This window comes from Brevibacillus sp. NSP2.1 (genome assembly GCF_000470975.2).
Classification (GTDB): Bacteria; Bacillota; Bacilli; order Brevibacillales; family Brevibacillaceae; genus Brevibacillus; species Brevibacillus agri.
In genome coordinates this window covers 1,510,369-1,527,119 of record NZ_CP048274.1, presented here as the reverse complement: position 1 = coordinate 1,527,119, position 16,751 = coordinate 1,510,369, and the positions used below count along the sequence as shown (strand labels likewise).

General features: G+C 55.7%; 16 protein-coding genes. 1 reads left to right on the top strand and 15 read right to left on the bottom strand.

The window, feature by feature from the left end; genetic code table 11:
- Window positions 1-133: 133 nt before the first annotated feature.
- Window positions 134-1,084, bottom strand: coding sequence for a methyl-accepting chemotaxis protein (locus M655_RS07475; RefSeq protein WP_026557830.1), 951 nt, complete (start codon window positions 1,082-1,084; stop codon window positions 134-136).
- A 22-nt stretch (window positions 1,085-1,106) separates the two neighbouring features.
- Window positions 1,107-1,862, bottom strand: a complete 756-nt coding sequence (locus M655_RS07470; RefSeq protein ID WP_005831565.1) for a hypothetical protein — start codon at window positions 1,860-1,862, stop codon at window positions 1,107-1,109.
- Between the two features lie 87 nt (window positions 1,863-1,949).
- Between M655_RS07470 and M655_RS07465 the strand changes: the two genes are divergently transcribed.
- Complete coding sequence (locus M655_RS07465; protein WP_026557829.1) at window positions 1,950-3,371, top strand: RsmB/NOP family class I SAM-dependent RNA methyltransferase; 1,422 nt, start codon at window positions 1,950-1,952, stop codon at window positions 3,369-3,371.
- A 359-nt stretch (window positions 3,372-3,730) separates the two neighbouring features.
- Here the strand turns inward: M655_RS07465 and M655_RS28030 are convergent, their stop codons facing one another.
- The 13 genes from M655_RS28030 to M655_RS07410 form a co-directional block, all read right to left on the bottom strand.
- On the bottom strand, window positions 3,731-3,964 hold the full coding sequence (locus M655_RS28030) for a PD-(D/E)XK nuclease domain-containing protein (RefSeq protein WP_353505637.1): 234 nt from the start codon (window positions 3,962-3,964) through the stop codon (window positions 3,731-3,733).
- Window positions 3,888-4,157 (bottom strand): PD-(D/E)XK nuclease domain-containing protein, encoded by a 270-nt coding sequence (locus M655_RS28025; protein ID WP_353505624.1) that lies wholly within the window; start codon window positions 4,155-4,157, stop codon window positions 3,888-3,890. The genes M655_RS28030 and M655_RS28025 overlap by 77 nt, the downstream gene beginning before the upstream one ends.
- 205 nt (window positions 4,158-4,362) lie before the next feature.
- Entirely contained in the window at window positions 4,363-4,611 is a 249-nt protein-coding gene (locus M655_RS07460; RefSeq protein ID WP_005831571.1) for a hypothetical protein, read from the bottom strand.
- Between the two features lie 211 nt (window positions 4,612-4,822).
- The gene (locus M655_RS07455; protein ID WP_005831573.1) at window positions 4,823-6,466 is read right to left on the bottom strand and encodes a peptide ABC transporter substrate-binding protein; all 1,644 of its coding nucleotides are present in this window, start codon (window positions 6,464-6,466) and stop codon (window positions 4,823-4,825) included.
- A gap of 30 nt (window positions 6,467-6,496) precedes the next feature.
- On the bottom strand, window positions 6,497-7,450 hold the full coding sequence (locus M655_RS07450) for an ABC transporter ATP-binding protein (RefSeq protein ID WP_026557826.1): 954 nt from the start codon (window positions 7,448-7,450) through the stop codon (window positions 6,497-6,499).
- Window positions 7,443-8,465, bottom strand: coding sequence for an ABC transporter ATP-binding protein (locus M655_RS07445; protein ID WP_026557825.1), 1,023 nt, complete (start codon window positions 8,463-8,465; stop codon window positions 7,443-7,445). Before M655_RS07445 ends, M655_RS07450 begins: the two co-directional genes overlap by 8 nt.
- Window positions 8,466-8,479: 14 nt before the next feature.
- Window positions 8,480-9,430 carry an ABC transporter permease gene (locus M655_RS07440; RefSeq protein ID WP_005831579.1) on the bottom strand — a complete coding sequence of 317 codons (951 nt, stop codon included), beginning with the start codon at window positions 9,428-9,430 and terminating at the stop codon, window positions 8,480-8,482.
- A 4-nt stretch (window positions 9,431-9,434) separates the two neighbouring features.
- Entirely contained in the window at window positions 9,435-10,367 is a 933-nt protein-coding gene (locus tag M655_RS07435) for an ABC transporter permease (protein ID WP_005831581.1), read from the bottom strand.
- Between the two features lie 248 nt (window positions 10,368-10,615).
- Window positions 10,616-12,094, bottom strand: a complete 1,479-nt coding sequence (locus M655_RS07430) for a DEAD/DEAH box helicase (RefSeq protein ID WP_007776751.1) — start codon at window positions 12,092-12,094, stop codon at window positions 10,616-10,618.
- Window positions 12,095-12,373: 279 nt separating this feature from the next.
- Window positions 12,374-13,669: an MFS transporter gene (locus tag M655_RS07425; protein WP_025847402.1), complete on the bottom strand. Its 1,296-nt coding sequence runs from the start codon at window positions 13,667-13,669 to the stop codon at window positions 12,374-12,376.
- 65 nt (window positions 13,670-13,734) lie between these two features.
- The gene (locus tag M655_RS07420; protein ID WP_005831589.1) at window positions 13,735-14,337 is read right to left on the bottom strand and encodes a TetR/AcrR family transcriptional regulator; all 603 of its coding nucleotides are present in this window, start codon (window positions 14,335-14,337) and stop codon (window positions 13,735-13,737) included.
- A gap of 237 nt (window positions 14,338-14,574) precedes the next feature.
- On the bottom strand, window positions 14,575-16,011 hold the full coding sequence (gene pepV, locus M655_RS07415) for a dipeptidase PepV (RefSeq protein ID WP_026557824.1): 1,437 nt from the start codon (window positions 16,009-16,011) through the stop codon (window positions 14,575-14,577).
- Window positions 15,998-16,729, bottom strand: a complete 732-nt coding sequence (locus M655_RS07410; RefSeq protein WP_005831593.1) for a GTP pyrophosphokinase — start codon at window positions 16,727-16,729, stop codon at window positions 15,998-16,000. Before M655_RS07410 ends, pepV begins: the two co-directional genes overlap by 14 nt.
- Window positions 16,730-16,751: the final 22 nt, after the last annotated feature.

Sequence of the window (16,751 nt, the reverse complement as noted above, 5' to 3'; positions counted from 1 at the left end):
GAAGCTCTCGCCTCGGCTAAAAAACTCGGCTGTGCCAAGCGATTAACCTAGCCTTAGCTGCACAAAAAAGTCCCTCACCCATTAAGACTGCGGGGAGGGACTTTCCGTTTCACTTTGTCGAGGAATAATTTTATTAGGACAATACTTTTTTGACTTCTTTCAGGCTGCTCTGCAAAAGCTGGTCGACGACGCCCGCTTCTTTTACGTGGCCGATCAAATCTTCGTTCAGGTCGTCCAACAGGCCGCGCGCTGCATTGACCTGGCTGGACACCTCGTCGGCAAAGCGCTTTTGCTGCTGGATAATCTGCATGACGCCTGCCACTTCTTCGTTGACTTCGTGGAAAGCGCGCACGATTCCGTCCATTTTTTCGGACGCTTCCTTGCTGATCGCCAGTCCGTTTTTGATCGCGTTGCCGCTCTTCTCGCTGTTGGCGAGCGCTTCTTTTGTTTCCTCCTGGATTTTGCCGATCAGCTCGGCAATCGTTTTCGTCGAGTTCGCCGTCATTTCTGCCAGCTTGCGCACCTCGTCCGCCACGACTGCGAAGCCTCGTCCCTGCTCGCCTGCGCGCGCCGCCTCAATCGCGGCATTCAGCGCGAGCAAATTCGTCTGGTTGGCGATATCGCTAATGACCTTGACGATGCTCGTGATCTCCGAGGAGCGTTCTTCCAGCCGGCTCATCGAGCGGGACGTGTTCGTCGATTCTTTTTCTAGCTGGCTCATCACATCGACCACTTCGGTCATCGCCTTTTTGCCCGCCTCCGAGCGCTCGACCGAATCTTTGCAGATGACGGTCAGCCGCTCTCCGCGCACGGAGAGCTGGTTGGCAGACTCGTCGTCTTTTTCGTTGATGGCCTGGATTTTCTCCACGACGTTTTTCATTTGGGTGGCCAGACGGGCAAGCCCGTCGTGTTGAGCATTTACCTCATTGTGCTGGGAAATGATCGCCCCTATCTGTTCGTACAGTCCGCGCAGTTCCTTTTTCCACGCGTCTTGCTGCTGTGCTTCGCTCTCTGTTGCCAAGGGTGTCACTGCTGCCGCTGCTGTCTCTTTTTCCGCAAGTCCTTTGTCCTTTTTCCAAAACATTTGCTTCCCTCTCCTTTTTGCTTTACTTGTCTGCGCGGTGCGAATACGCGCGAGATTCGATGATCCCCGGGTGCTGCTTCGCGAGACTCAGCAAATTTTCCAAGAAATAGTAGTGCCCCTCCAACAGCTCCACGTCCTTGCGCTCGAAGTTTTTCACCTGCAAATACTGCTGCATCTCCAGGGCGTAGCGCTCCAATCTATCGTGAAAGTCGTTGGCGCGAAGCATCTGGTCCACTTCCGGATACTCTGTTTTTAACCGGTTGATTTCGCTGTACACCTTGCCGCCCTCCAGAATCATCTGGTAAGCCGTGCGCTCCAGCGAAGCAGCCGTGGCCGCTTCCTGCTCCTCACGCTCCTCGCGCAAAGCGGACAAGTACGTGATAAAATGGTAGACAGTTAAAAACAAAGGCCCTAAAAATAAAATGATCCCTGCTTTGTACACATGTTGATTGGACAAATTGCTGATGAGCAGGAAAAGGTGAAACAAGATCGCTCCCAACCATACATAGATGATGATCTGGTGATTGATCTTCCCTGCCTGTTGGTGGCGGGAAAAGGCAAAGGTAAGCCCGAGCAGGTAAAAAGCGAGCAACGTAAAGCTGGCCGAGAACAAGGCCATCTCCATATCGACAAGCCACTCTGCATCGGCGGGAATTTCGATGAAGAATTCAAAAGCGAGCACCAGCAGTGAGAAAAGCAACCCCATGATCCAAAATCGGCTGACTTCCGAGTCGTTCCTCCGCCGGGAACGGTAGCGTTCTGCACGGGATCCCTTCATAACAAGCTCTCACCTCATTTTCTATGATTCGCCATGATTCTAGCTTTTCCTTTTACATGCGGCCAAAATCTGACAACGGAGGCGTTTATGACACAAAATCTACCCGGACTTTTCACCGAACGAATGAAAAACCTGCTCGAACAGGAATACGAAGCGTTCATCGCTTCCTACGACCAGCCCGTCACGCACGGCTTGCGAGTCAATCCGCTCAAGGTCGCGCGCGAGCGTTTTCTCTCGCTCTCCCCGTTTGCGCTGGAGCCGGTTGCCTGGTGCGCAAACGGGTTTCGCTACCGCGAGCAAGCCCGCCCCGGCAAGCATCCGTTTCACGCGGCGGGCTTGTACTACCTGCAAGAGCCAAGCGCCATGTCCGCCGCCGAGGCGCTCGACGCACAGCCGGGCGAGCGCATCCTCGACCTGTGCGCGGCTCCCGGCGGCAAGTCTACTCAGCTCGCTGCGGGACTGAACGGCGAAGGCTTGCTCGTTGCCAACGAAATTCACCCGGTTCGCGTGAAAGCGTTGGCGGAAAACCTGGAGCGCTGCGGCGTCAAAAACGCCGTCGTGACCAACGAGACGCCGGAGCGGCTGCAGGAGCGTTTTCCGCAGTTTTTTGACAAAATTCTCGTCGATGCCCCGTGCTCCGGCGAAGGGATGTTCCGCAAGCTGCCGGAAGCGGTGGAAGACTGGTCGCCGGACAAAGTGACGGAATGCCACCTTATGCAGCAAGACATTCTCGACGCCGCCAGCGCCATGCTCAAGCCGGGCGGAACGCTCGTCTACTCCACTTGCACGTTCGCTCCGCTGGAAAACGAGCAGTCTCTCGTCGATTTTCTCGCCCGCCATCCGGAATTTACAATCGTCCCGCTGCCGCAGCCGGAATGGTTCGCTCCCGGTCAGCCAAGCTGGGCCAATCCCGCCTGCGAAGCGCTCAGCGATACTGCGCGCCTGTGGCCGCATCGCTTGCAAGGCGAAGGCCACTACCTCGCCAAGCTGCAAAAAAGCGCCGATGCAAACGCAGCCCCAATCGCAGCGTCTGGCAAGCGCAAGGACAAGCGGGCCGCCAAAACCGCCGCTCCCGCCGGACGCAAGGAAGCGCTGGCTGCCTGGCGCGCTTTTGCCAAGGAAGCGATGCCGCAGCTCGCAGACGCATTTGCCGACGAATCCGCCTTTGTCCTGTTTGGCGAGCAACTGTACTACTCGCCCATCCCGGAAATGGACTGGGACAAGCTCAAGGTCGCGCGCGTCGGCCTGCATCTCGGTACGGTGAAAAAAAATCGGCTGGAGCCTGCCCATGCGCTCGCGCTCGCCATCACGCCCGCTGAGGCTGCCCGCGTCGCCGCTTACAGCGCGGACGATCCCGACCTGCTGCGCTATTTGAAAGGCGAAGCGCTCGCCCGGGACGGAGCGAACGGCTGGACACTCGTCGCCGTAGACGGCTTTTCCATCGGCTGGGGAAAGCAATCGGAGGGCCTGTTGAAAAATCACTATCCGAAAGGGTTGCGCTGGGTGTAAAAAGCATAAAAAAGCTCGCTCACATGTATGCGGTCAGGCCCCAATCCTACTAATCAACTGGAAAAACTCATCCGTCCGTTAGGCCAATAGCTGAAGCCAATGAGTACCGGACGTCAGCTTGCAGTCCAAAGCTTTTTAGTGTTCAACGAAATGGGGGCTTGCTCATACCGGCACTCTCTTCAACAATCTGCGCATAAAAATGACACCAATCATAACCAAATGATTGGTGTCAGATCTTTTCTTCTTCCACTGTCTACTTGACGTTGGGCAAACGTTACCCTTAAATCTGAAAATAAAATCCTGGGTGCCTTTATTCATAATATGGAGCTTTGCTATTTTTTACGAACTTGGATCGTGTTCTAAAAAGAAATGGGCTGGATAATAATTGTTTCGATCTGCTTTTCGTGTGTATCCAGCGATTTACTATATGCTTTGGAGAAAGCATCGACGTTTGCTATTACTCTATGCTTATCGTAGATAAAGAAGTAAATGTACTTTTCTTGATAGTGAAAAGCATCAGATCCGATTTGCTCGGTGGAGTTCACGTTCCTGCATGGATGGACGGGAGCATTTGACTTCGATAACCGTTTCATAATCATCAAAAAAAATATCATAGCGATAGCTTTTATATCCCCCGTCCTCATAAATTTCAACTCTTGCTTCAGGGAAAATAGGACGGATTAACGAATAAAGCATGCGCTGCACATCATACTCATTCCCGAGAACAATTTTCTGTCGATCTGCCTTCGCTAATGTCCCTTTGCGATGTACGGGCTTTTGGTACATTTCCTGAATATGCTTGTAAAATAAAAACAGCCCATTTTCGGGGGCACATTTAGGTCAAACACGGTGACATATTTTAAGCTGCTCACTACTTGTAGCATGTTCTTACAATTTTAGATGAAGCTCCACTTTTTCAATCGCAACAAAGCCCGCACGCTCACATGCTTGGCGCATGTTGCAGCTTGCGGGCTGTTCGTCCATTTCCTCGTCATTCAAAACGCCGTCCTCTGCGGGATTGGTTGTCGACCACGGTCAAGGAGCCGTTTTTGATGTAGCGCAATATTTTGGACACGGAGATACCTGTCGCATTGGCAATTTGCATCGCATTCGAATTCGGGTAGCTTCGCACGTAGTTGCGAATCATCCGGTAGTCTTCCATTTCGTTTTCGCCGCAGACGTGGCAACTGTATTCATTCGGCTTCATTTTGCTTCCGCATTTGAAACACGTATCCATCATCATTCGTTCTCCTCACACCCTGTACTCTCATGCAACGTTCTCGCATAGGGTTCTATCTACCTATATATTACCCGCATTTTTCCAGGAGGAAAACACTATTTCACAACATCGTCGTTTTTCGCCGCAAAATCGCCCAGACAGCAAGGAGCCTCCCGCAAGCAAGCAGGAGGCTCCTTTAATCAATCTTGTCTTGCAGGCGCGGCGGGCGCGCTTATTCCGCCACCTTTTTCGCCCAGCGGAAGTCCGGCTCTGTCGTCACGCTGTAGCGAATGCCTTCGATCTTTTTGTTGTTCAAGTAGTTTTGTGTGTAAAAGTAGACCGGAATAATCGGCATTTCCGCCATCAACACATCCTCCGCTTCATGCAAGAGCTTGGTCCGTTTTTCCTGATCTTGCTCCACCCGCGCTTGCTCGATCAGCTCGTCGAACTTCGCATTTTCCCACTTGGTGAAGTTGCTCGACGACTTGCTCGTGTACAGCTCCAGGACGGCCAGCGGGTCCAGGTACGCTCCGGTCCAGCCCATGCGCGCGATCTGGAAGTTCATTTGCTTGTACGTGTCGATGTACGTTTTCCACTCCTGATGCTCCAGCTTGATTTCTACGCCCAAGTTTTTGCGGAACATCTCTTGCAGCGCTTCCGCTACTTTTTTATGCGACTCGCCTGTGCTGTACTTCAAGGTGACGGCAGGCAGCGTCGACCAGCCTTGTTCCTGCATGCCTTCTTCCAGCAGCTTTTTCGCTGCGGCCGGATCGTAGCTGTAGTACGGTGCCGCCTCGTCGCGGAAGTCTTTGCCGGACGGTGTGGTCACGCCGTAGGCGACGTAGCCGTAGGCCGCTTTTTGATCGCCCTTCGTAATGTTTTGCGTGATCGCTTCCCGGTCGATCGCCAGCGCAAAAGCTCGCCGGATTTTCGCGTTGTTGAACGGCTCTGCCTCTGTGTTGAACGTGTAGGTGTACACGCCGAAGTCAGCCGTTGTCTTGTACTCTTCCTTGCCTTTTTCCTGCTCGATAACATCGGTCGGCAACGAGTCGATCAGGTCGAGCTTGCCTGTCTTGTACATCTGGTAGGAGGTAGTGGCGTCGTTGACCATTTTGAAATGAACCGTTTCCATCGTCACGGCGTCTTTGTCCCAGTACTGGTCGTTTTTGGTCAGCGTCAGCTCGTTGTTGTGCTCCCAGCCGCTGACTTTGTAAGCGCCGTTCGTCACGATGCTTTTCGCTTCCGCTGCCCAGTTTTTGTCCGCCTGCACCACTTTCGGATTCACAGGCAAGTACGGACGGCCGATCGCGACTTTCGGGAAGAAGCTGGTCGGGTTTTTCAGCCCGACGACGAGCGTGTAGTCGTCTGGCGTGGCGATTTTCACGTTTTCCAGCGGGCCTTTGCCTGTGTTGTACTCCTCCGCTCCCTCGATGTAGTACAGGGCAGACGGTTCATAGGCGGCCGTTTTCGGGTCCAGCACCCGCTTCCAGGCAAATTCGAAGTCTTTGGCGGTCAACGCATCGCCGTTAGACCATTTCAGCCCTTTGCGGATGTGATAAGTGTACGTCTTCCCGTCCGGGGAAATCTCGATTTTTTCCGCTGCGCCCTCGACCAGCTCGCCGTTTTGGTCATAGCGGTACAGCCCTTCGTACAGGTGGTCGATGACCCAGTACGAAGTCGAGTCCGAGGCGAATGCCGGATCGAGCGTGTACGGCTCGCCCTTCAGGTTCGCCGTCACCTCTTGCTTGATGGCGGCTGCAGAAGCAGCCTGTCCTTGATTCGTATCCGAAGCTGCCGGCGTATCCTTGCTGCACGCGGCCAATCCCGGAACAACCAGCAGCAGCAGGGCAGCAGCCGTAATCAGTTTTTTCTTCATGTCTCTTTCCTCCGTATGTTTCTCCCCGATTTATTCGTATAAAAAGCAGGCTACCCAGTGCTTAGCTTCCACCTCCTTCCAGGACGGGGCCATTTGCCTGCAAATGCTCATCGCTTTCGGGCATCTCGTCTGGAACGGGCAGCCTGGCGGCGGATGGATCGGGCTCGGCGGCTCGCCGATGACAATTCGCTCGCGAGCGGCGCGGTGCTTCGGGTGGGACACGGGCATGGTCGACAGCAGCACCTGCGTGTACGGATGCAGCGGACTGGCAAACAGCGCGTCGCTGTCGGCCAGCTCCATCATCCGGCCGAGGTACATGACGCCGATGCGGTCGCTGATGTATTTGACCATAGCCAGATCGTGCGCGATGAACAAATACGTCAACTGGCTTTCCTGCTGCAAGTCAGCCAGCAGATTGACCACCTGCGCCTGAATCGACACGTCCAGCGCCGAAATCGGCTCATCGGCCACGATAAAGCTTGGCTGTACCGCCAACGCCCGGGCAATCCCGATCCGCTGCCGCTGTCCGCCGCTAAATTCATGCGGATAACGCCGTGCATGATCGGGGTGCAGACCGACTTTTTCCAAAAGCTGCCGCACCTGCTCTGTTTTCTCGCGCCCTTTTGCCAAGCCGTGCGCCTCGATTCCTTCCGCGATAATGTCCCCTACTCTCATGCGCGGGTTGAGCGAAGATTGCGGGTCTTGGAAAATGAGCTGCATCCGCCGATTGATCTCGCGCCTTTTCCCGCCTTTTGCCTCGGCCAGATCGGTTCCATCAAAAACGACCGAGCCGCTCGTCGGAGGATACAGCCCGACAATCGTTCTGCCGAGCGTCGATTTGCCGCTGCCGCTCTCGCCGACCAGTCCGAGCGTCTCCCCTTTGCGGATTGAAAAGGAGATGTCATCGACTGATTTGACCTGTTTGCCGTTGCCGATCGGGTAATATTTGCGCAACTCTTTTACTTCTAGCAAAATGTCAGACATGCCGCTCCCTCCCTGCACTCACCAGTTCCTCCACACGCCGCGCGCGCGAATCGTGCAGCCAGCATTTCGCCTGATGCTGCAAGGAAAAGGCCGTGCTCTGCGGCATGTGTTCCGCGCACACCTCCATGGCGTAGTCGCACCTCGCGGCAAAAGGGCAGCCTGCGGGCGGCGCAAACAAATCCGGCGGAGCGCCCTGAATCGGGATGAGCCGCTCCTCGCTCGGCTGATCCAGACGGGGAACGGATTGCAGCAGTCCGCGCGTGTACGGATGCTGCGGGTTGTCGAAAACTTCTGCCACCGGACCTTGCTCGACGATGACGCCTGCGTACATCACCGCCATCTGATCGGCCACCTCCGCCACGACGCCCAAATCGTGGGTAATCATGATGATCGACGTCCCTTTTGCCTGCTGCAAATCTTGGAGCAACGCCAAAATTTGCGCCTGAATCGTCACATCGAGCGCCGTCGTCGGCTCGTCGGCGATAATCAACTGCGGGTCGCAGGCGAGCGCAATGGCGATGACGATCCGCTGCCTCATCCCGCCGCTGCATTCGTGCGGATACTGGTCGCACCTTCTTTCCGGCTCTGGTATGCCGACTGCCGCCAACAGCTCAATCGCCTTTTCCCGCGCTTTTTTGGCGGACAGCTTCTGATGTTTGACGAGCACCTCGGCGATTTGCGTCCCGAGCTTCATCGTCGGATTGAGCGACGTCATCGGGTCTTGAAAAATCATCCCGATCTGCGCGCCGCGAATTTGCTGCCACTCTTTTTTTCCGAGACAGGAAAGCTCTCTGCCGTGCAAGCGGACGCTCCCCTTTTTCACGCGGCCCCGCGGCGCTTTCACCATGCCCATGATCGCCCGGGCCGTCACGCTTTTTCCGCAGCCGCTCTCGCCGACAATCGCCAGCGTCTCCCCTGGCCGCACGGAAAAGCTCACGCCGCGCACCGCCTGGACTTCCCCGCCATAGGCCCGGAAGGAGACGTGCAAATCTTCCACTTCCAGCACATTGGTCATTTGTCATTCCTCCTTCAAGCTTTGCTGCTTCGCGGATGGAAAGCGTCCTGCAAGCCGTCTCCGATCGCGTTAAAGGCAAACATGACAAGCGAGATCATCACGCCCGGGAAAAACAGCCTCCACCATTGCCCGCTCAAAATGACGGCCAGCGCATCGTTCGCCATCGTGCCCCAGCTCGCCGTCGGAGCCTGTACGCCCAGCCCGAGAAAGCTCAGAAACGACTCGGCAAAGATCGCCTGGGGGATGGTAAAAGTCAGGTTGACGATGATGATTCCCGCCACGTTCGGAAGCAAGTGCCGCCAAATGATTTTCGCGTGCGGTGTCCCCAGCTTTTCGGCCGCGAGCACGTACTCCTGGCCTTTTACCTGCAAAATTTGCCCGCGCACGAGCCTAGCCATTCCTACCCAGCCGGTAATCGACAAAGCCGTAATGATCGTGGTCAGCCCCGGCTCCATAATGACCATCAACAAAATCACGACGAGCAAGTACGGAATCCCGTACAAAATCTCCACCAGCCTCATCAGCACATTGTCGATGCGGTCGCCCCACTTGCCGCGCCCGGCCATATAGCCCGCCAGCCCGCCGACCACCACGCCCAGCACGAGGTCAATCAGCGCAGCGACCACTCCGATAAACAAGGAGATGCGTCCGCCTTCCCAGGTGCGCACCCACATGTCGCGGCCCAGATCGTCCGTTCCAAACCAGTGCTCCGACGACAGCGGCAAATTTCCCGAGACGAGAGATTGCTCGCTGGCTGAATACGGGACCATGCTCGGGCCAAAAGCCGACAGGAAGACGATCGCTCCCAGCAAGCAAAAGCCGAATACCGCCAGCTTGTTGCGAAACATTTTCCGCACGCTCTCCCATCCGTAGCTCGCACTCGGCCGCATCGCGCTGTGCTGGTCGAAGCGGCTGCGATCAAGCGGCCGGAACAGCTCGTCACGCACTTGTGACACTTCTGCCATCGCCTCATTCCCCCCCGTTGGCTAACTTGATTCGCGGATCGACGAATCGGTATAAAATGTCGGTGAAAAACAGTGTCAAAATGAGGACGGCACTGTAAAATACGGAAGTGCCGAGAATGACCGGATAGTCCCGATTGAAGATGCTCTCCACGAAATACTTGCCGATGCCCGGTATGGCGAAAATTTTTTCGATCACAAACGTGCCCGTAATCAGGTTGGCAAAGAGCGGGCCGATAAACGTAATCACCGGCAAAATCGCGTTGCGGATGCCGTGCCGGACCGCGATGTGAAAAGTGGACAGCCCCTTCGCCTCCGCCGTGCTCATGTAGTCCTGGTCGAACACCTCGATCATGCTGGTGCGGACGAAGCGGGCAATAATCGCCAGCGGCCCGATCGCCAGCGCCACGGACGGAAGCAGCGAATACTCCCAGCCGTCCCAGGAAGCGACCGGGAGCAGCTCCCACTTCACGGCAAAATACTTGATGAGCAAAGGAGCCAAAATGAAACTCGGAACCGAAATGCCGAGAATCGCAAAAAACATCGCGGCGTAGTCCGGCAAACGGTTGTGAAACAGGGCGGCGACCACTCCGAGCGCAATGCCTCCGACCAAAGCCATGACCAGCGACTGCAAGCCGAGCACGGCCGAGGCGGGAAAGCCCTGTTGGATCAGCGTCGCCACATCCTGCGACTTTTGCTGGATCGAAGGCCCCAGGTCGAGGTGGATCAGGCCGTTCATATACCGGACATACTGCTCCATCAACGGTTTATCGAGGTGGTACCGCTCCCGCATGTTTTGCACCACCTCTTCCGGCAGCATGCGGGCCTCTGTCGCAAACGGATCGCCCGGGATCAAATGCATGATGACGAACGTCAACGTGGCGATGAGCCAGAGCGTAATCACCATCGACAGCGACCGCTTGAGCAAGTATTTCCCCATCATCGCTTCCTCCTTGTTACATACTAATCAGATGAGAATACTATGATTTATTCCAAACTTAGGTTTGAGTCTACTGGATGAGAAATATATAATCAACATAATTCCGATATGTTTTATCAGAATTAATTTTTCTTCACTTTCCTTTATGATTCAAATAATTCTCATAACACCCACCTTCCCCTAAACGCAAAAAGGTCCAGACCGCACGAAGCGAATCTGGACCTCTTTTTCGTTTTCTCTTCTGTTGATTATCCGCGCGACTTGCCCGAATCTTGGCGGAACGGCCTTGCCCCTTTGGCAGAGCGGCTTGCTCCGCCTCTGCCCGCTTTTTTGGCGTCGGCGGGCTTCACGGTTTTGCCTGCTTTGCGGGCCGCGATCGCTTCCGCCTTTTTGCGGTTTTTCTCGTATCGCGCCTGAAGCTCATCCAGCTCGCGCGCCAGCTTCTTTTTGTAGCCCGGCTTCACCTTGGCTTTTTTCTTCAATGCTTCGCGAACAGGAGCGAACTCTTTGTCTTTTTCTTTTTGCTGCTCTTTTGCCTGTTGGGCGCGCAGCTCGATGAAGTGCGCCTCGCGCTCCTGGGCGCGCTGGCGACGGCCTGCATCCAGGTGGCGGCCAGGCTCCAGAATCCGCTCTTCAATCGACGCCTTCGTCGCTTTGGCGAAGCGGCCCATCAAGTTTTTCTGGCGCGGGGAAATGAGCGAGATCGCTTTTCCGCTCTGTCCGGCGCGCCCTGTCCGGCCCACGCGGTGAATGTAGCTCTCCACGTCATTCGGCAAATCGTAGTTGATGACGTGCGTGACGCCCTCGACGTCCAGCCCGCGCGCCGCGATATCCGTCGCCACCAGGTACTGGAAGCGCATTTCGCGGAACTGTCGCATCAGTTGCTCGCGCTTGCTCTGCGACAAGTCCCCGTACAGCGCTTGCGCCGTAAGTCCGTTTTCCTGCAGGCGAGCCGTGAGCTGCTGCACGCGCACTTGCGTATTGGCGAAAACGATGGTCAAAAACGGCTGCTCCTGCTCCAATACGTCCACGAGCGCATCCGTCTTGTCGCTTTGGTTGACCACGTAGTAAAACTGCTCGATTTTCTCCACAGTCTTTTGCTTGCCCTCGATCTTGATGTGCGGCGGCTGCTTCATGAAGCGATGCGCCAGCCGCTTTACCAAATCCGGCATGGTCGCAGAAAACAGCAGCACTTGACGCTGGGAAGGCGTATGGACGATCACTTGCTCCACGTCCTCCAAAAAGCCCATCTCCATCATCTTGTCCGCCTCGTCCAGCACGAGCGTGGAAATCCGCCCGAAGTGCAGCGAGCCGCGCTTCATGTGATCCAGCACGCGTCCCGGTGTTCCCACGACGATGTGTACAGTCGATTTCAGCTTGCTCAACTGTCTGTCGATATCCGTTCCGCCGTGCAGAGACAGCACGTTCACATCGAGGTGCTTGCCCAGCTTTTCCACTTCTTTGGCGATCTGAATGGACAGCTCGCGCGTCGGGGTGAGAATCAGCGCTTGAATGTCGCGTTTGCCCGCATCCAGACGGTTCAGGATCGGCAGCATGAACGCCGCTGTTTTCCCCGTTCCGGTCTGCGCTTGTCCAATCACGTCTTTCCCTTCCAGAATCAGCGGAATCGCTTCCTCCTGGATCGGGGTCGGTTCTTTATAGTACAGGTCTTGAATCCCTTGCATCAGCTCCGGTCGAAAGCCAAAAGACGCAAACGATTTTGCCATCATATCCACTTCCTTTCACACGCGGTCTTCCGTTTTCGCGCACCCTGGCCTGCATGGACAGCGGGTGGAAAAAATCGGGCACCGTCACTTGCGGTATCAACCCGGTCAGGTTGCAGCCCTTGCGAAATCCTATCCTACCTATACTAAAGGAGTCGAATCAAAAATACAACCAAACCGTTTGATCCTGTTTCTATTTTTCCCGGGATCAGGCAACTGACACGGTGAGCCATCCGGGGAAAAAGCGGGCGGCGGCCCTTTCCTGACCGCCACCAGCTCGCTCTAAGCTCCGGTCTGAATCGGAGCCGCCGGAGAACCCGTTTCCTTCGCGAGTTGCTTCGTAACCCCCGCAAACAGGTAAAGGCTGACCGCGCCCATGCAGGCAAATGCGACTGGGAAGAACGCGAACGGCACCCAGGAGCTTGCGAAAATAAACACGCCGGCGCTGCCGATTCCAACGATGTTGAGCAGCGAGTACACCGCCATGTACGTGCTGCGAGCGTGATCTGGCACCATGTTCGCGAGCATCGTCTGCTTGGCTGGCATGTGCACCAGCTCCCCGACCGTTGCGACAAGCATCGCGAAGAGCAGCAGGCCCGGAGAAGCGCTGTAGCTGATGACGAGATAGCCCGCGAAAAAAAGCGCCAGGCCCCACAGCAGGGCAAAGCGATCGCTGTATTTTTTCATCACGCTGGCGACAAGCCCGGTCAGGCAAACAACAAGCAAAGTATTTTCCGACCGCAGCATTCCGAGAATGTTCAGGCCGTCTACTTGCAGCGACAGAAACGGCAGGAGCGGAACCGGCTTTGGTATTTCCGCCACCAGGCGAATGCCGATGACATTCGTCAATTGTTCCTCGATGGACAAAATGAGCAGGCTGGCGAGGGCGAAGCGCATAAACCACTTTTGCCGGAAAACGCTTCGGTACGCCCCGAGCATCTGGCCGAACCGTTGCTTTTTGCCTGACGGGGCTGCCGCTTGCTCTTTGCCTCCGTGCGTTGCCGGGATGTACGTTTCCTGGATGAACAACATCGTGATCGCCAACGCGATGGCCGTGCTGCCCGCCACACCGACGAATAGCCAAAAATGATGCTCCTTGAACAAAAAGGCTCCGATCATGCCGCCAGCAGCCCCGGCCAAGTTATTGATCCAGTACATCGCGGTAAAAATCGAGCGCCGGCTCGCAGGCTCGCTGACGTCGATAATAAGCGCCTGATAAACCGGCCCTGCCGCACCCGTACAAAGCTGAATGAGCACAAACAGGGCAAACGTCGCATACGGAAGCTGGAGCCACGGCGAGTTCACGAGCGCGACTGCGCTGAAGCCGACCATAATGAGCGCTTCGCAGACGACAATCACCTTTTTTCGCCCGATCCTGTCCGCCACGTACCCGCCGACAAACGAGCCGATGATGCTCGCTGTCATGACTGCGACGAACATCAGTCCGGTTACGACCGTTCCCAGTTGGCCGGAAAAAAAGATAATCAAGTACGGCGTAACAGACATGACCGCCAGATTCGTCAAAAACTGCAAGACCATCCGGATTTGGATCGTTCGATCAAACGCCAATATCTTCACGGAAAGCTCCCCTTTGCATTTATGATTGATTAATCAATCGTTTTTTGAACAAAAAGAACGCAGCTTTACTCGCCTTTCGGTCCAAAAAGCTGCATCGCAAACGGCACGAACTTTTCCCACATCTGGCTGTCCGGCGAATCGGTGAGATTGACCCGCAAACCGATCAGCAAGCTGGTGTAGGCAGTCGCCGCGTAATTGGCGTCCCGGACTTGCAGTTGGCCCTGCTCCTGGCCCTTTTTCACCAGCTCGCCGATTTTTCCCCGAAACGTGTTGTGAAACGCATCCAGCTCCGCAAACGGCTCGGCAAAGCGGTTATGGTAGCCGATGACTTGCACGACGAGCCGCAAATACGTCTCGAAGCTGGAAAAGATTTTGATGTGCGCCGTCACCATCTTTCGCAGCTCCGCGACAGGGTCCTCCGCATTCGAGTCAAAGTCGAGCAGCTCTTTTGCATACACTCGGAGCGGCTCCACGACCGCCGCGTAAAAAAGCTGGTCTTTGTTTTCAAAATACGTAAACACGCTGCCAAAGCTGACACCGGACGCCTTTGCGACTTTGGCGATCGTCGTGTCATTGTAGCCGTGCTCGGCAAACATCTGGATCGCTTGTTCCAGAATCGTTTCCCGCTTTTGCTTCATTTTTTGCACCTGTGCATCAGAAAGCGGCATGTAGCAAAGCTCCTTTTTCCATGAATGATTAACCGATCAATCGTTATTCGGATTATAGCGTCTGCTCCCACAAATTGTAAAGCGTTTTGTTTTGCAAAATGAGAAAAACAGGCTGCGCCAAGCCATTGGCGAAGCCTTCGCTGCCGTCATACTGAGCAGAACCTTGTCCATTCCGATCCGCACAAAAAAAGCAGAGGACACAAGCCTTACGCCGCATCCTCTGCCTACCTGTGCTGTTTATTTGGCCAACTCGTAAATCGCCTGCGCGTAAATCGCGGTCGCCTTGACGAGATCGTCGACCAAAATGTACTCGTCCCGCTGATGGGCACTGTCCGGACGCCCCGGGAACAGCGGCCCGAACGCCACGCCCACATCCAGCGAACGGCCGTAGGTGGCGCCGCCGATGGCGATGATGCCTGCCTCTTCGCCTGTCTGCTCGGTGTACACCCGTTGCAGCGTAGTCACCAGCGGATGGTTCGGATCGACGCGATGCGGCGTCAGATGCTCCACGACTTCCAGTTCGAACGCGGCCTCGCCAAAGCGCTCAGCGAGGATCGCCGACCATTTTGCAAACGAAATGGAGTGCGGGTAGCGAATGTTCAGGCGGAACAGCGCGTCCCCTTCCGCTGCGTATTCCAGTACGCCCGTGTTCAGCGTAAGCGCGCCCATCTCCTCGTCGTCATGCGCGATTCCGAGCGCTTCCCCGCCGTGCTGCTTGTGCAGGTAGCGGTCTGCCGCCTCTGCGTACACGGCTGCGCGCGCGTCGAGAGCGAGCGTCCGCAGGAAGTGAATCAGCTCCGTGCCCGCGTTGACGCCTTTTTTCGGGTCCATTCCGTGTACGGAGACGCCCTCCATGTGCAAGACGACCGAACCGTCCTTTGCTTCTGCCTGTCCCTTCAAGCCTGTCTGCTCCAGGTGCTTGCGGTAGCGGTCGATGATCGTCTGGCTGTCCACGGAAAGCGGCGCGAGTATCGCCACCGCTTTGTCCGGCACCATGTTCATCCGCAAGCCCGCCTGCAATGACACAAGCTTGGCTTCCGCCTGCTCCGCTACAGGCTTGCCGAGCTGTTGGAACGCGGCGTACGTCTGGCGCAAGGTCAGGTCGGTCAGACCTTTTTCCGCATAAATCAGCGGAAAATCGGCGTCAGGCGTAAAGCCCATCGTCGGCATTTCCTCGGTTTCAAAGTACGTCTTGACGCATTGCCAGCTCGACTCTTCGTCCGTTCCGAAAATAAAGCGCACGCGCTTGGAGAGCGGCAGTCCCAGGTTCATGACCACTTTGGCTGCAAAAATCGCCGCCATCGTCGGCCCTTTGTCGTCAATCGCTCCGCGCGCCACCAGCTTGCCGTCCACGATCTCGGCCGCGTACGGCGGCGTGCTCCAGCCGTCTCCCTCCGGCACGACGTCGACGTGGCTCAAAATGCCGACCAGCTCTTTTCCTTGCCCGAACTCGGCATGAGCGGCATAGCCGCGCACATCTTTTGTCGTCATCCCGGCCTTTTCGCAGACGTTCAAGGCAAAATCCAGCGCGGCGCGGATGCCTTCGCCAAACGGCGCTCCCTCGCGAGCGGTAGCCGGATCGAGCACGCTTTTGATCCGCAAAAACTCCTGGGTGGTGGCAATCAGCTCGTCCTTGAGCTTGTTTGTTTCCTCTAGCCAATTAATGGTCGTCATCTTCGTTTTCGTTCCTTTCGTTATGGCTGCCGTCCATCAGTCCTGCGTCGACGTCCAAATCCAGCTCTACCAGGGAAAGCAGCGATTCCATCGGCACTTCTTTTTTCGTGAACTCGGCCTGTGCTTCCTTGATCTCGTCGCGGATGTTGTTCATTTCGCTGTCCAGCTTGTACGATGCCTTGGCGGCTTCGAACAGGCGCTGGCGAATGTTCGACGGAATGATTCCTTCGTATTTGTAATTCAGCGAGTGTTCAATCGTCGCCCAAAAGTTCATGCCGAGTGTACGAATCTGGATTTCCACCGGAATCGTCACCTGACCGCCCGCCATCATGATCGGGTATTCGACAGCCAGGTGATAGCCGCGGTAGCCGCTCTCTTTTGGCGTGGAAACGTAGTCTTTTTCCAAATAGACGCGCATGTCGCCGCGCTTACGGATCATCTCCACTACGGCGGGTATATCGTCAATAAACTGGCAGATGACGCGAACACCCGCGATGTCTCTGATCTCCCAGCATATATTTTCATCAATCGGAAATTGCAGGCGGTTCGCCTTGTTGTAGATGCTCGGTATTGATTTCACCCGTCCGACGGCAAACTCAATGGGAGAATGCTCCTTGCGCTTGCGCAGCTCGTTGCGGATATTTTTGATTTTGACTTTGATCTCTTCTACAGCTTGCTCGAACGGCAGCAAATAAAGTTCCCAATCTAGTTTGTGCACGCTTACGTCCCTCCGGCCCGAA